At 71.5% G+C, this 14,090-nt stretch carries 13 protein-coding genes; 2 read left to right on the top strand and 11 right to left on the bottom strand.

The genetic code is table 11. The features are described from left to right. Positions 1 to 58: 58 nt before the first annotated feature. Positions 59 to 1,477, bottom strand: coding sequence for a hypothetical protein (locus EHS43_RS21480; RefSeq protein ID WP_125192398.1), 1,419 nt, complete (start codon positions 1,475 to 1,477; stop codon positions 59 to 61). Positions 1,478 to 1,726: 249 nt separating this feature from the next. Here EHS43_RS21480 and EHS43_RS21475 point away from each other — a divergent pair, with 249 nt between their 5' ends. Then, entirely contained in the window at positions 1,727 to 2,317 is a 591-nt protein-coding gene (locus EHS43_RS21475; RefSeq protein ID WP_260470638.1) for a hypothetical protein, read from the top strand. Here EHS43_RS21475 and EHS43_RS21470 read toward each other — a convergent pair. The 7 genes from EHS43_RS21470 to EHS43_RS21440 form a co-directional block, all read right to left on the bottom strand. Continuing rightward, positions 2,305 to 3,276, bottom strand: a complete 972-nt coding sequence (locus EHS43_RS21470; protein WP_125192395.1) for an N-acetylglucosamine kinase — start codon at positions 3,274 to 3,276, stop codon at positions 2,305 to 2,307. The two genes, EHS43_RS21475 and EHS43_RS21470, sit on opposite strands and share 13 nt — an antisense overlap. Continuing rightward, a complete protein-coding gene (locus EHS43_RS21465) occupies positions 3,267 to 4,532 on the bottom strand; it encodes a 6-phospho-beta-glucosidase (protein ID WP_125192394.1) in 1,266 nt (421 codons plus the stop codon). The genes EHS43_RS21470 and EHS43_RS21465 overlap by 10 nt, the downstream gene beginning before the upstream one ends. Positions 4,533 to 4,539: 7 nt before the next feature. After that, entirely contained in the window at positions 4,540 to 5,433 is an 894-nt protein-coding gene (locus EHS43_RS21460) for a carbohydrate ABC transporter permease (RefSeq protein ID WP_125192393.1), read from the bottom strand. A gap of 2 nt (positions 5,434 to 5,435) precedes the next feature. Further along, positions 5,436 to 6,377, bottom strand: coding sequence for a carbohydrate ABC transporter permease (locus tag EHS43_RS21455; protein ID WP_125192392.1), 942 nt, complete (start codon positions 6,375 to 6,377; stop codon positions 5,436 to 5,438). After that, a complete protein-coding gene (locus tag EHS43_RS21450; RefSeq protein WP_125192391.1) occupies positions 6,377 to 7,732 on the bottom strand; it encodes an ABC transporter substrate-binding protein in 1,356 nt (451 codons plus the stop codon). Before EHS43_RS21450 ends, EHS43_RS21455 begins: the two co-directional genes overlap by 1 nt. 53 nt (positions 7,733 to 7,785) lie before the next feature. Beyond that, positions 7,786 to 8,979, bottom strand: coding sequence for an ROK family transcriptional regulator (locus tag EHS43_RS21445; protein WP_125192390.1), 1,194 nt, complete (start codon positions 8,977 to 8,979; stop codon positions 7,786 to 7,788). A 184-nt stretch (positions 8,980 to 9,163) separates the two neighbouring features. Next, the gene (locus tag EHS43_RS21440) at positions 9,164 to 10,267 is read right to left on the bottom strand and encodes a mechanosensitive ion channel family protein (RefSeq protein WP_125192389.1); all 1,104 of its coding nucleotides are present in this window, start codon (positions 10,265 to 10,267) and stop codon (positions 9,164 to 9,166) included. A 281-nt stretch (positions 10,268 to 10,548) separates the two neighbouring features. On the opposite strand from EHS43_RS21440, the gene EHS43_RS21435 reads away from it, so the two are divergent. Continuing rightward, the gene (locus EHS43_RS21435) at positions 10,549 to 11,085 is read left to right on the top strand and encodes an HNH endonuclease (RefSeq protein ID WP_125192388.1); all 537 of its coding nucleotides are present in this window, start codon (positions 10,549 to 10,551) and stop codon (positions 11,083 to 11,085) included. Between the two features lie 88 nt (positions 11,086 to 11,173). Here the strand turns inward: EHS43_RS21435 and EHS43_RS21430 are convergent, their stop codons facing one another. The 3 genes from EHS43_RS21430 to EHS43_RS21420 are packed head-to-tail and all read right to left on the bottom strand — an operon-like array spanning position 11,174 to position 13,754. Further along, entirely contained in the window at positions 11,174 to 12,514 is a 1,341-nt protein-coding gene (locus EHS43_RS21430) for an ABC transporter permease (protein WP_125192396.1), read from the bottom strand. Between the two features lie 23 nt (positions 12,515 to 12,537). Further along, on the bottom strand, positions 12,538 to 13,224 hold the full coding sequence (locus tag EHS43_RS21425) for an ABC transporter ATP-binding protein (RefSeq protein WP_125192387.1): 687 nt from the start codon (positions 13,222 to 13,224) through the stop codon (positions 12,538 to 12,540). Then, complete coding sequence (locus EHS43_RS21420) at positions 13,221 to 13,754, bottom strand: PadR family transcriptional regulator (protein ID WP_125192386.1); 534 nt, start codon at positions 13,752 to 13,754, stop codon at positions 13,221 to 13,223. The genes EHS43_RS21425 and EHS43_RS21420 overlap by 4 nt, the downstream gene beginning before the upstream one ends. Between the last annotated feature and the right edge of the window lie 336 nt (positions 13,755 to 14,090).

The raw sequence follows: 14,090 nt of genomic DNA, 5'->3' as shown, positions 1-14,090 counted from the left end.
CCCCAGCCCCTGAGACCGGCCCGCACACGTCCACGCATCCGCATCGTCACGCCCCCTCTCACCGGTACTCCGACAGCCTGCGGCCGATGCCGAGCACCGCGCCCGCGGCGCCCAGCACGGCCAGGACGGCGGCACCCGCCGTGAGCCCCGTCATCGCGTCCAGACCGTCACCGGCCGACTGCCGGAACTCGGACTCCTCGTGCGTCAGGGCGAGGGAGAGGTTGTGGTCGACGCTGTCGAAGCACTCGCCCGTGGCTCCCTTGCCGCCGATGACCCGGTCCAGCGCCGCCTGGTAGTTGCCGAAGTCGTCCTGCTCGCGGGCCGCGGCGTGACGCTCCTTCCACACCTTCATGTTGCCCTGGGCCGCGGTCACCGGCTTCTCGCCGCTGTCGTCGTCGGCGAGCTTCGTGGCCGCGGCCAGTCCCTTGCCGAGCGCGTCCATGTCCTGGTCGAAGTAGCGGTCGTAGGCGTCGAGGGTGACCTTCTCGCCGGTCTTCCGGTCGATGACCGTGACCGTCTCCGCGCCGCGCGCCACCAGCGTGAGGTTCTCGTTGCCGCGCGCCTTCAGGGAGGCGATGCGCGCGTCGTGCAGCACGTTGAGGGAGCGGACGCCGTGGTCGTAGGAGTCGTCGAGGCCCGCGCGGGCCACCGTGTGACCGACGACCAGCCACAGCAGCACCACGGTCGCCGTCGCGGTGGCCGCGACCAGGCCGTGGTTGAGGACCCGGTTGGTGCGCCGGTAGTTGCGGTGCTGCGCCCAGGCGAGTGCGGCGAGCGCCAGGACACCGAGGCCGATCGCGGCCCACGGGTAGGGCGTGGCGTCGGCGTAGTCGGCGCGCAGCCGCTGGTTCTCGCTGGTGTAGAGGTTCTGCGCCTTCGGGAGCATCTCCTCCTGCATCTTCTCGTTGGCGTACCGCAGATACGCCCCGCCGACCGGGAAGCCCTGGCGGTTGTACGTCCGGGCCTGCTCCACCAGCCCCTTGTACTCCGGCAGCAGGGTGTTGAGCTCGGCCACGGTCCTCGCGGCGGGCGAGTCGGGGTCGGAGTTCGAGGCGGCCCTGACCAGACCGGCGGCGGCCCGGTCGATGTCGTCCTCGTACCGCTTGCGGGAGTCGGCCGACTCCTGGCCGCCGGCGAGGAAGCCGCTGGAGGCCGTGGTGTTGGCGTCGGCCAGGTACAGGTAGATGTCGGCGGCGGCGCTGCTGAGCGGCTGGCTCTTGTGCAGCACGTCGTCCGCGGCGGTGGCCCGCTCGTCGGTCTGCCAGGCGGTCACCGCGCCGAAGAGGACGACGAGCAGGGCGAGCGCCGCGCCGATGATGCGCAGCCTGCCCGGTTCGGTGGTGGCGGCCGCGCGCACCTGGTCGAAACCCTCGGCGAAGGCCGTACGACGGGCGGGCGCCCCGTCCGGCGCGGGAGTGGGCGAGGGTGCCTGCGGGGCCGGGAGCGGAGGTCCCGGCTGCGGCGGTACGGCGGGCATCGTGGGCACCCCGGAACCCGGTGGTGCCGCGCTGCTCTTCGGCGGATGTGTCACCGCTTGACCTCCCCCATGGTCATCCCTCGCCGCAAGTATCGCTGCCGGGACCGACATCCGCACCGGGCTTCACTGGATCTTGTTCGGATCGCAGTGGAGCGCCGCCGGCGGCTGCGCGTTCCGCACCACCCCTTGCCCATGAATACGCCGCCGGAATCGGTTCGGTTCCGCTCGGGGGCGCGTAGGGTCGTCGTCGTGCGCGGGGTACGTGTGGTGATGATCGGCGGAACGTCCAATACCGGCAAGTCCACGGTCGCCGGGGAGGTCGCCGGCCGGCTCGGCCTCGGGCACCGCTCCACGGACCTGCTGGCGAGACACCCCGGGCGGCCCTGGCGCACGCCGGAGCGTGAGGTGCCGCCGCACGTGGCCGAGCACTACGCGACCCTCGGCGTCGACGAGTTGATCGACTCGGTCCTCGCCCACTACGAGCGGCTGTGGCCCCGCATCGAGGACCTGGTCAGGGAACACGCCACCGGACCGGGCCTGGTCCTGGAGGGCTCCGCCCTGTGGCCGGACCGGGTCGCCGCGCTGGACCTCCCGCACACGGCCGCCGTCTGGCTCACCGCGGGCGAGGACGTCGTACGCGCCCGGATCCGTGCGGGCGGGCGCTACGACGAGGCGTCGGCGCGGGAGCGCGCCCTGATGGACAAGTTCCTGGCCCGCAGCGTGCGGTACCAGGAGCTCATGGTGGAGGCGGTCGACCGGCTGGGGCTGCCCCGCGTCGACGTCGAGGACGGCATGTCCGTCCCCGACGTGGCCGACGCGGTGCTCGCTCAGGCCTCGTAGTACGCCCGCACCCTCGCCTGCGCCTCCCCGGACGCCCCGGCCCGGTCCAGGCCGAGGAGCGCGGCGCCCAGGACCGGACTCGCCGTCACCACCCGCGGCACCGCCTTCGGGGCGCGGGCCGCCAGGAGTTCGCGCACGCCGTCGTCCAGCCGGGGGTGCCGGGCGGCCAGGACGCTGCCGCCGAGCAGGACCGGGGTCTCCTCGTCCAGGAGGCCGAGCCGGGTCAGGGCCACCGTCGCCATGGACACCACCTCGTCGGCCAGGCGGTCGACGAGCGAGCGGGCCACGGGGTCACCGGCGGCGGCCGTGGCGAACAGCACCGGCGTCAGTTCGTGGCGGCGGACAGGGGCGATCTCCTCCAGGTGCAGGGCCTCGATGAGGGCGTACATCGACGGCATCCCGAAGTGGGCGGGCAGCACGCGCGCGAGCTCGGTGTCGACGCCCCGGCCGTCCTCCGCGCGGGCGGCGTGCCACAGTGCCTCCTCCGCGAGACCCCAGCCACCGCCCCAGTCGCCGGAGATCCGGCCGAGCGCGGGGAAGCGGGCGGTACGGCCGTCGGGGCGCATGCCGACGCAGTTGATGCCCGCGCCGCACACCACGGCGACACCGAGCGGTTCGGTGACCCCGGCCCTGAGGATCGCGAAGGTGTCGTTGCGGACCTCCACGTCCGCGCCCCACGCGCGCGCGTGCAGTGCCGCCGCCAACTGCCGTTCCTCGACCGGGAAGTCGGCGTTGGCGAGGCAGGCCGAGACGTGTTCCACCGAGCTCACCCCGGCCGCGGCGAAGGCCCGCCCGACCGCGTCGGCGACGGTGTCCACCGCCGCCTCGACGCCCACCACCGGCGGCCGGAACCCGCCGCCGCGGGCCGTGGCGAGGACGCTTCCGTCGGCCGCCACGACCGCGACGTCGGTCTTGCTGTTGCCCGCGTCGACGGCGAGGACGCTTGCGGTCAGGCCCACGCGAGATGCTCCCGGTTGTGTGCGATCAGTCGGTCGGTGAGCCCCTCGGCGTACGCGTACTGGCCGACGAGGGGGTGGGCGAGCAGCGCCTTGAAGACCCGGTCCCGGCCCCCGCGCAGGGCGGCCGTCAGCGCCAGGTCCTCGTAGGCGGTGACGCTTGCCATCAGGCCCGCGAACAGCGGGTCCACGTCCGGTACGGCCAGCGGGGACGGGCCGCCCGGGCCCACCGCCGCCGGTACCTCGATCACCGCGTCGGCGGGCAGGAAGGGCAGCGTGCCCCGGTTGAGGGTGTTGACCACCTGGTAGGGGCTGCCGCCCCCGCCGAGCAGCCCGGCGGCGAGGTCCACCGCGGCCTCCGAGTAGTAGGCGCCGCCCCGCCTCGCGAGCAGCTCCGGCTTCTCGTCCAGGGCGGGGTCGCCGTACATCTCCAGCAACTCCCGTTCCATCGCCGCCACTTCGGCGGCCCGGGACGGCTTGGTGCCCAGTTCCCGTACGACCTCGTCGTGCGCGTAGAAGTAGCGCAGGTAGTACGACGGGACCACGCCGAGCCGGTCGAGGAGCGGGCGCGGCAGGTGCAGGTCGGCGGCGATGGTGTCGCCGTGCTCGCCGAGCAGCTTGGGCAGCACGTCCTCGCCCTCGGGACCGCCGAGCCGCACCCCGGTCTCCCAGGTCAGGTGGTTGAGGCCCACGTGGTCGAGGTGGACGTCGGCGGGGGTGACGCCCAGCAGTCCGGCGAACTTGCGCTGGAAGCCGATCGCCACGTTGCACAGTCCGACCGCCTTGTGGCCGGCCTGGAGGAGCGCGCGGGTGACGATCCCGACGGGGTTGGTGAAGTCGATGATCCAGGCGTCCGGGTTGGTGCGGCGGACGCGTTCGGCGATGTCGAGGACGACCGGGACCGTGCGCAGCGCCTTGGCGAGGCCGCCCGCGCCGGTCGTCTCCTGGCCGACGCAGCCGCACTCCAGGGGCCAGGTCTCGTCCTGCTGCCGGGCCGCCTGGCCGCCGACGCGCAGTTGCAGGAGCACGGCGTCGGCGCCGTCCACGCCCGCGTCGAGGTCGGACGTGGTGACGATACGGCCGTCGTGGCCCTGCTTGGCGAAGATGCGCCGGGCGAGCCCGCCGACCAGCTCCAGGCGCTCGGCGGCCGGGTCGACGAGGACGAGTTCCTCGACGGGCAGGGTGTCGCGCAGGCGGGCGAAGCCGTCGACGAGTTCGGGGGTGTAGGTCGAGCCTCCGCCGACCACGGTGAGTTTCATGGCTTGTCTAACCCTTCACTCCGGTCAGCGTGACGCCCTCCACGAACGCCTTCTGCGCGAAGAAGAACACGAGGATCACGGGGGCCATGACCAGCACGGTCGCGGCCATGGTGAGGTTCCAGTCGGTGTGGTGCATGCCCTTGAAGGACTCCAGGCCGTAGCTCAGGGTCCAGGCGTTCTGGTTCTCCGAGGCGTAGATCTGCGGCCCGAAGTAGTCGTTCCAGGCGTAGAAGAACTGGAAGAGCGCGACGGCCGCGATCCCCGGCCTGGCCATGGGCACGACGACCTTCAGCAGGGTGCGCAGATCGCCGCAGCCGTCGACCTTGGCCGCGTCCACGTACTCGTTCGGGATCGTCATGAGGAACTGCCGGAGCAGGAAGATCGAGAAGGCGTCCCCGAACGCCATCGGGATGATCAGCGGCCACAGCGTGCCCGACAGGTCGAGCTGCTTCGCCCAGAACAGGTACATCGGGATGATGACCACCTGGGGCGGCAGCATCATCATCGAGATCACCAGCATCAGGGAGAGGTTGCGGCCCCGGAAGCGGAACTTGGCGAGCGTGTACGCCACCGGGACCGACGAGACGACCGTAAGGACTGTTCCCAGTCCCGCGTAGACCAGCGTGTTGCGCCACCAGGTCAGGAAACCCGGGGTGTCGAAGACCCGCCGGTAGTTGCCCCATTCCCAGGTGTGCGGGATCAGGTCGCGGCTGAGGGCCTGGGTGTCGCTCATCAGCGAGGTCAGGAACACGAACACGAAGGGCAGTGTGAAGAAGAGCGCGGCGGCGATGCCGAGCGAGTGGACCGCCACCCACTCCAGCAGGGCCCGGCGCCGGGCGGTGCGCTCGGCGGGCGAGGCCGGGGTCTTCAACTGCGCCGGCCGGTCCAGTACTTGGGTCATGGTCAGTCACCTGCCTGGATGAGACCGCCCCGGCGCCGCATCAGGAACGCGGTGAACACCATCGACAGGGCGAAGAGGACGAGGGCGACGACACACGCGGAGCCGTAGTCGAAGCGCTGGAAGCCGAGGTTGTAGACGAGCTGGGGGAGGGTCAGCGTCGACTTGTCCGGGTAGCCGGGCTCGAACTGCGTGCCCGCGCCCTGGATCACGCCCGAGGCGACCTTCCCGGCGATGAGCGGCTGCGTGTAGTACTGCATGGTCTGGATCACGCCGGTGACCACCGCGAACATCACGATCGGCGAGATGGTGGGAAGGGTGACGAACCGGAACCGCTGCCAGGCCGACGCCCCGTCCAGCTCCGCCGCCTCGTACTGCTCCTGGGGCACGTCGAGCAGGGCGGCCATGAAGATGACCATCAGGTCGCCGATGCCCCACAGGGCGAGCAGGGTGAGGGCGGGCTTGGACCAGGTGGGGTCGTTGAACCAGCCGGGGGCCGGGATGCCGACCTTCTCCAGGATCGAGTTGACCGGTCCCGTACCGGGGTTGAGCAGGAACGCGAAGGCCATGGTGGCCGCGACCGGCGGGGCCAGGTACGGCAGGTAGAAGAGCGTCCGGAAGACACCCGTACCCGTCTTGATCTTCGTGATGAGCAGGCCGACGCCGAGTCCGAAGACGACCCGCAAGGACACCATCACGACGACCAGCCACAGGGTGTTGCGCAGGGCCGGCCAGAAGAAGGGGTAGTCCTCGAAGACGTAGGTCCAGTTCTTCGTCCCGCTCCAGGTCGGCGGCCTGAAGCCGTCGTAGTGCATGAACGAGAAGTAGACCGTGGAGATCAGCGGATAGGCGAAGAAGACCGTGAAGCCGATCAGCCAGGGCGACATGAAGGCGACCGTACGAAGCGCCGACCTGCGGCGCTTCGACGCCAGGGTGACTGTTGCCATTACTTCGCCTGCGCGATGTCCGTGTCGATCTGCTTGGCCGCGTCGGCGAGGCCCTTCCTCAGATCGGTGACCTTGCCGCTCTCGTAGGCGTAGCCGAGGTCCTGGATGGTGGTGAGGTAGACACCGCCGTTGATCGAGGACGGGGCGGTCGTCGAGTCCGGGTTCGCGGCGATGTCGAGGAAGGTCTTGAAGCGCGGGTCGTACTTCAGCTTCGGGGACTTCAGGGCGGCGAGCGTCGAGGGCACGTTGTGGATGGCGTTGGAGAAGCCGACCACCGCGTCCGTGTCGGTGGTGATGTACTTCAGGAACTCCCAGGACGCGTTCTGCTGGGTGCTGCCCGCGGCGATGCCGGCGATGGTGCCGGTGATGTAGCCCTTGCCGTACTGGTCGGCCTCGTCGTCCGGGACGGGCAGCGGGGCCACGCCGATCTCGAAGCCGGGCTTGGCGTCCAGGGCCATGCCGAGCCGCCACTCACCGTCGAGCTGCATGGCGACCTGGCCGGTCTGGAAGGGGTGCTTGGGGCCCCATTCGTCGCCGAGCCCCGCGCGGTACTTCTCCAGCTTCTGGTAGCCGCCGAGCTCGTCGACGAGCTTCTTCTGGACGGTGAACGCGGCGGTGACGGCCGGGTCGGTGGCGATCGTGGACTTGCCCGCCTTGTCGAAGTAGGTGGGCGAGAACTGGCCCATGTAGTGCTCGGTCGTGGTCTCCCAGCCGTGGTAGTCGGGCATGAACCCGAGCTGCTTGAACGAGTCCCCCCGCGGGATCGTCAGCTTCTTGGCGTCGGCCTCGAACTCGGACCACGTCTTGGGCGGCGAGGTGATGCCGGCCTTCTCGAACGCCGTCTTGTTGTAGTAGAGCCCGTACGCATCGCCGAGGAGCGGCACGGCACAGCGGTCGCCGTCGAACTGCGTGTACTGGTTCATCGTGGCCGGGAAGGTCGTGTCCGGGTCGATCCCCGACTTCTTGAAGAAGGGGTTGAGGTCGACCAGCGCGCCCGAGGAGCAGAACTTGCCCACGTTGTTCGTGGTGAACGACGAGATGACGTCCGGGGCCTTGCCGCCGCCCGCGCGCAGCGCCTGGTTGATCTTGTCGTCGGTCATGTTGCCCACGACGTTGACGTGGATGTTGGGGTGCGCCTTCTCGAACCCGGCGACCAGCGCCTTGACCCCCGCCACCTCGGAGTCCGCGCTCCAGGCGTGCCAGAAGTTGATGGTCGTCTCCTTGGAGGCGTCGTCGTCGGCGCCGGAGGAGGGCTGGCCGGTACAGGCGGTGGTGACGAGCACGGCCGACACGGTCAGGGCAAAAGCCGCTTTTCGGGCGACTGCGGGTATGACGGAGGGGCTGGCTGTGCGCATGACGGGGTCTCCCAGGGACGGGCGGTGAGGTGAGGTGTGGGGGAGTACGGGGGTCAGCGCGAGGTGTCGAAGACCTCGTCGCGGGTGGCCGCCAGCGCGCTCTCCAGGGCGCCGCGCAGCACGGGGTGTTCACGGACGGCGCCGACGACCAGCCGGGGCCGGGAGGCTGCCAGTTCCTCCAGCTCGGCCTGGACGAGGGCGCGCAGGGTGTCGCCGCCGGCGGTGAGCGAGGCACCGCTGAGGACGACGAGTTCGGGGTCGAGGACGGAGACGAGGGAGGCGAGACCGGTGGCCAGCCGGGTGGCGTAGGTCTCCAGGAGCAGCCGGTGCAGGACGGTGTCCTCGGCGGCGGCCCGCTCCACGAGGGCGGCGGCGGCCTCGGCGTACGGGCCCGAGGGGATGTCCGCCATGCCGAGCTCGCGGGCGAGACGGGGGATGGCCTGGGAACCGGCGAGTTCCTGGTAGCCGCCACTGTTGGCCTTGGTCACCTGCCGTACCAGGGGTGCTCCGGGAACCGGCAGGAAACCCACCTCTCCCGCACCGCCGGTCCAGCCGCGGTGCAGCCGGCCGCCGAGGACCAGGGCGGCACCGAGCCCGCCCTCGTTCCACAGCAGCACGAAGTCCTCGTGGCCGCGGGCCGCCCCGAGCCGCTGCTCGGCCACGGCGACGAGGTTGACGTCGTTCTCGTACTCGACCGGCATCGGCAGCGCTGCGGCGAGTTCGTCGAGGAGGGTCGGGGAGTGCCAGCCGGGGAGGTGGGAGGCGTAGCGCAGCCGGCCCGTGCCCGGGTCGAAGGCGCCCGGGGTGCCGATGACGAGCCGGTGGATGTCGCCGCGGGCGAGGCCCGCCGCCTTCACCGCGCCGTCGAGGGCGTCGGTGACCTGCCGTACGACGGGCTGGGCGGGTCGCCGTCCCGGGGTCGGCAGTTCGAAGGAGCCCACCTCGCGGCCGGTGACGTCGGCGACCGCGGCGAGGATGCGCTCGGGGGTGACGTCGAGCCCGGCGGCGTAAGCGGCACTCGGGTCGACCTCGTAGAGCTGGGCGTTGGGGCCCGGCCTGCCCTCGCTGGTGCCGGTGGCGAGGACGAGCCCGGACGCCTCCAGGCGGGCCAGGAGCTGGGACGCGGTCGGCTTGGACAGGCCGGTGAGCTTGCCGATCCGGGTCCGGGAGAGGGGGCCGTGCTCCAGCAGGAGGTCGAGCGCGGCACGGTCGTTCATGGCGCGGAGTGTGCGTGGTGTGCCTGCCATGGGTGCCCCTCTCCGTGACTGCCGGACGACTGTACTGTCCGACGACTGTTAGGAAGGTTTCCTATCGGATGCACGGAACTTAGGTCTGGACCACCTGTCCGTCAAGAGGGGAGCGACAAAACGCCCCCGCAGGAAACGGAGTCGTTACCTGCGGGGGCGTCTCGGTAGAGCGGGGCGGGGCGTCCTACTTCGGCGCCGGGCGCTGGACCGGGGCCGACACCAGCGGGGAGGCCGCCGCCGACTGGGGGGACTCGGAGTTGGCGAAGACCGACGGGGCCGCGACCGCCGCGGCCGGGTCGGCGGGCTCCTCGTCGGCGGGCGCGGTCGCGCCGCCCACGATGCGGATGTCCGCCGCGTCGAAGGCGCGCTTGATCCGCCAGCGCAGCTCGCGCTCGACCGTCAGGGACTTGCCGGGCATGGTCTTGGCGGAGACCCGCACGACCATGGAGTCCAGCAGCACGCTGTCCAGGCCGAGGACCTCGATCGGGCTCCACAGGAGCTCGTTCCAGGGCTCTTCCTTGCTCATCTTCTCGGCGACCTCGCCCAGCACCCGCTTGACGTTGTCGAGGTCCTCGGAGGCCCGCACGGTCACGTCCACGCCGGCCGTCGCCCAGCCCTGGGAGAGGTTGCCGATGCGCTTGACCTCGCCGTTGCGGACGTACCAGATCTCGCCGCTGTCGCCGCGCAGCTTGGTGACCCGCAGACCCACCTCGATGACCTCGCCGGAGGCCACGCCCGCGTCGATGGTGTCGCCGACGCCGTACTGGTCCTCCAGGATCATGAAGACCCCGGAGAGGAAGTCCGTGACGAGGTTGCGGGCGCCGAAACCGATCGCCACACCCGCGACACCGGCCGACGCGAGCAGCGGGGCCAGGTTGATCTCGAAGGCGCCCAGGACCATCAGGGCCGCGGTGCCCATGATGATGAAGCTCGCCACCGAGCGCAGCACCGACCCTATGGCCTGCGAGCGCTGGCGACGGCGCTCGTTGTTGACGAGCAGACCGCCGATGGCCGTGCCGTCGACCGCCTGGGCGGTGCGGTTCATCCGGTCTATGAGCTTGGTGATGGCCCGCCGCACGACCATTCTCAGCACGGCGGCGATCACCAGGATCAGCAGGACCCGCAGACCGATCGCCAACCAGGTCGACCAGTTCTGCTCCACCCAGCTCGCGGCGTTCGTCGCGCTCTCCTGGGCGTCCTGGAGACTCGGCACGGCCGGCGTCGGGGTGTCCGAGGGGGACGGCGACGGCGACGGACTCGCGGCCAGTAGGACGGCGGACAAGGACACGGCAGGTACCTCCAGGTGCTGCGTCTGCCTTCCGGCGCGGCGGTCAAGGTCACGAAAAGGTCACCGGTAAAGCAGGCTCACCACACTAACGGTGCATCGTGTGTGGATCGTTGCAATGTTCGGGGAGAGACGGCTCTCACCTGGGGATGAAAAAAGGTGTGGTCGAAAACACTCCCAGCCCGTTACCGGCACATGGTGGCGTTTCTCCCGGCGGAGAGGGGAGACTGACTGCAGTTCGTCCCGGCGCGAGCCACGCGCCGCCGACGCCCAAGGAGGCATCCGTGCCGCATGTCCTGGTACTCAACGCGTCGTACGAGCCCCTCGGCGTCGTACCGCTCCGCCGCGCGCTCGTCCTCGTCCTGGAGAACAAGGCCGTCTCTCTCGAGGAATCCGGCGCCTTCATGCACAGCGCGACCGTCACAGTCCCCGCACCCAGCGTGGTCCGGCTCAAGCGATTCGTCCGGGTTCCCTACCGGGGGCCCGTTCCTCTCACCCGCAGGGCGCTCTTCGCCCGCGACGGGGGCCGGTGCATGTACTGCGGTGGCGTCGCAACCAGCGTCGACCACGTCATCCCGCGCAGCCGCGGGGGCAAGCACGTCTGGGACAACGTGGTGGCGTCCTGCCGGCGCTGCAACCACGTGAAGGCCGACCGGCACCTGTTCGAGATCGGCTGGCGGCTGCGCCACAAACCCGCTCCACCCACCGGTCTGGCCTGGCGCATCATCGGCACCGGCCACAGGGACCCGCGCTGGCTGCCGTACTTGCAGCCATACGGCGCGGAGGCCGCCATGGCCCGGATCGACGGCATCCCTGCCTGACGACGATCCGGGCCTTTGTGTGTTCCGCGGGCGGTACGGATCCGGTCCCGGAGGTCCCCTGTTCCTCCGGGGCCGGACGACTGCGGGCTCAGGTGTGTCTGAGTTCCGCGGGGCGCAGTGAGCGCCGCAGCAGGGGCAGCGAGGTCGCGGCGGCCAGGAGGCAGGCCGCGTACACCGCGACGGGCACCAGCAGGGCGGCGTACGGCAGCCCGATCGGGGTGTCCCCTCCGGCCAGCGCGGTGTACCAGGCGCTGATCGCCGTGCCGCCGACGCCCGCCACCGCGATCGCGGGGGCCAGCGGCAGCGCGGTCTCCAGCAGCAGCGCCTTGGCCAGCACCCCCTGCGGCACCCCCGCGGCGACCTGCGCGGCCAGGCCCCGGCGCCGGGTGGCCAGGGACTCGACGGTGCCGACGGCCAGGCCCGTCAGGACCAGCGCGAGGGCGACCAGGATCGCGGCGGCCGTCAGGCCGATGCCGGTCGTGTAGTAGCCCATGTCGGTCACCAGGGTCCCCTCGTGGCGCCTGTCGCGCAGGACCGCGAGCAGCACCTGCCGCACGCCCACGAAGCCCGAGCCCACGACCGTCACCAGCAGCACCGCGGCATGCGTACGGGCCGCCGCCCACGGGTCGTCCCGCAGCCGTTCCGCCGCGATCAGCACCGCCGGGCTCTGGGCCCGGGCGGCGAGCAGGCGGCCCAGCCGCCGGGCCGCCGTACCGGTCAGCGACACCGTCGCGAAGCCGACGACCAGGACGACGGCGAACAGGGCCGACGGGCCGAGGGCGACCTCGACGGGGCCGCCCGCGAACGACCACACCACGACGAGCAGGGCCGTGATCCCGAGCAGCACGGTCACCGCCCGCAGCGTCCGCCCCGGACCCCACACCGGCCGCGCCCGCCGGACCCAGCCCAGCGGTGAGGCCACCACCCGCCGCAGCGACAGCGCGCTCACCGCGGCGCCCAGCACCGGGACGGCCAGGGCGACCAGACCCACACCGGCCCACGCGAGGGCGGGCGGCCGCTCCCACCGCCACAGCAGCAGCGGTGCGCACAGGGCCGCGGCCACCGCCGCACCCGCCAGGCACGCCGGCCCCGACTCCAGTGCCGCGATCCGCCGCACCTGCCCCGGGTCGGCGCCCGCCAGCCGCAGCGCGGCCAGCCGCCGGTCCCGGTGCACCGCGCCGAGACGCGCGCACTGCCCGACGAAGCCGAGCACCGGGATCAGCAGCAGCGCCAGCACGACGCTCACGTTCCGCCGGTCGCTCGCCGAGTTCAGCAGTCCCGCGCCGAAGGACACGGAGTAGTACCCGTCCAGGGAGTTCAGCGCGACGACCGCCGCCCCGATGCCTGTAGCGAGCGCCGCCCCGAAGGCCGTGAGCCCGATCCGCCACCACTCCCGCCGGTCGGACCCGCGGGTGAGCAGCCAGGCCATCCGCAGATCGCGCCGCAGCGTCCTCACGCCGTCACCCCCACCGGCGCGACGGCCCCGTCGGCCATCCGCACCTCACGGTCCGCGTACGCCGCCACCTGGGCGTCGTGCGTGATCAGCAGAACCGCCGTGCCCGACTCGCGGGCCGTGTGGACCAGGGCCGTCATGACCTGCTCGCTCGCCAGGGAGTCCAGCGCGCCGGTCGGCTCGTCCGCGAAGACGACCTTCGGGCCGGTGATCAGGGCGCGGGCCAGCGCGGTCCGCTGGGCCTGTCCGCCGCTCATCTCGCCGGGCCGCAGTCCGGCCTGACCGCGCACCCCGAACCGCTCCAGCCACTCGCCGGCCCGCGTGTGGGCGTCGGTGCGGGAAAGGCCCGCCAGCAGCAGCGGCAGCGCGACATTGTCGACCGCCGTCAGCTCGGGGATCAGCTGCCCGAACTGGAACACCACGCCGAACTCCGTGCGCCGCAGCTCGCTCAGCCGCTTCTCGGGCAGCTCGTCGAGGCGTGCACCGCCGTAGGACACCGATCCGGCGTCCGGCCGGACGATCCCCGCCAGGCAGTGCAGCAGCGTCGACTTCCCGCTGCCGCTGGTACCGGTGACGGCGAGGATCTCGCCCGCGTCGAGCCCGACCGAGGCGCCGCGCAGGGCCTCGGACCTGCCGTACGTCTTCACGAGGTCACGGGCCGCGAGCAGCGGCTCTGGGTTGCTCATGCTGAGTCGACCTCCGCGGTCAGTGAGGTGAGCCGGGCCGCCGTGGTGGTCATCCAGCGGAGGTCGGCGTCGAGGTGGTTGAGGGCGTAGTCCGCCGAGAGCACGGTCGCGAGGTCGGCCCCCTTGGCGGTCTTGACCGCCGTGAGCTCCCGCATCCGTGCCATGTGGGCGGCGCGCTGGGCCCGGAGATAGGCGTCCGGGTCGCCGCCGGACAGGATCGAGACGACGACCTTGGCGAAGATCTCGTTGGTCACGAAGGGCGCGGGCGGGGCGATCTGCCCGGCCCACTCGGCCAGTTCACGCGCGCCCTCCTCGGTCGAGCGGTACCTGGTGCGCTCGGGGCCGCCGTCGGAGTCGGTGCCGTCGACCTCGGCGAGTCCGTCGCGGACCAGGCGCTGGAGGGTCGTGTAGACCTGCCCGTAGGCCAGGGGACGGGCCTCGGGGAAACGGTCGTCGTGGCGTCGCTTGAGGTCGTAGCCATGGCTCGGACCTCCGGCGAGCAGCCCCAGCAGGACGTGGCGGATGCTCATGGCGATCAGTATGCATCACGTACATGTACTGAGTGAATAGTGATCACTGGAAACGGTCTCCACGGAAGGGCGGCGGACGAGCGGTGGACGGGAGCCGTGAAGCCGCGGAACATGACGAACAGCACGTTCTCCCCTCGCGTACGTCTGCCGTCGCGTCCTGTGGGTAGGGCTGCGGTAACCCCCGTCGTCGTACTCGACAAGGAGGCCCCCGTGGCCGCATCGGCACCCCTGCTGCTCCCGCCCCTGTCCAAACCCGAGGCGCCCGCTGAGTACTTCTGTGTCTTCAGCGCCGAGGGCGCCTGCACCGAGACCCCGCTCACCAGCGAACCACCCCTG

This window comes from Streptomyces sp. RP5T (genome assembly GCF_003933965.1).
Classification (GTDB): domain Bacteria; phylum Actinomycetota; class Actinomycetes; order Streptomycetales; family Streptomycetaceae; genus Streptomyces.
This window is presented reverse-complemented; position numbering and strand designations above follow the sequence as displayed.

What these genes read in the sequence shown, in the direction of transcription:
- EHS43_RS21480 (WP_125192398.1), bottom strand. Translation starts at nt 1,477, where the DNA reads ATGCCCGCCGTACCGCCGCAGCCGGGACCTCCGCTCCCGGCCCCGCAG.
- EHS43_RS21465 (WP_125192394.1), bottom strand. Translation starts at nt 4,532, where the DNA reads ATGAAACTCACCGTGGTCGGCGGAGGCTCGACCTACACCCCCGAACTC.
- EHS43_RS21460 (WP_125192393.1), bottom strand. Translation starts at nt 5,433, where the DNA reads ATGACCCAAGTACTGGACCGGCCGGCGCAGTTGAAGACCCCGGCCTCG.
- EHS43_RS21455 (WP_125192392.1), bottom strand. Translation starts at nt 6,377, where the DNA reads ATGGCAACAGTCACCCTGGCGTCGAAGCGCCGCAGGTCGGCGCTTCGT.
- EHS43_RS21450 (WP_125192391.1), bottom strand. Translation starts at nt 7,732, where the DNA reads ATGCGCACAGCCAGCCCCTCCGTCATACCCGCAGTCGCCCGAAAAGCG.
- EHS43_RS21445 (WP_125192390.1), bottom strand. Translation starts at nt 8,979, where the DNA reads ATGGCAGGCACACCACGCACACTCCGCGCCATGAACGACCGTGCCGCG.
- EHS43_RS21430 (WP_125192396.1), bottom strand. Translation starts at nt 12,514, where the DNA reads ATGGCCTGGCTGCTCACCCGCGGGTCCGACCGGCGGGAGTGGTGGCGG.
- EHS43_RS21425 (WP_125192387.1), bottom strand. Translation starts at nt 13,224, where the DNA reads ATGAGCAACCCAGAGCCGCTGCTCGCGGCCCGTGACCTCGTGAAGACG.
- EHS43_RS21420 (WP_125192386.1), bottom strand. Translation starts at nt 13,754, where the DNA reads ATGAGCATCCGCCACGTCCTGCTGGGGCTGCTCGCCGGAGGTCCGAGC.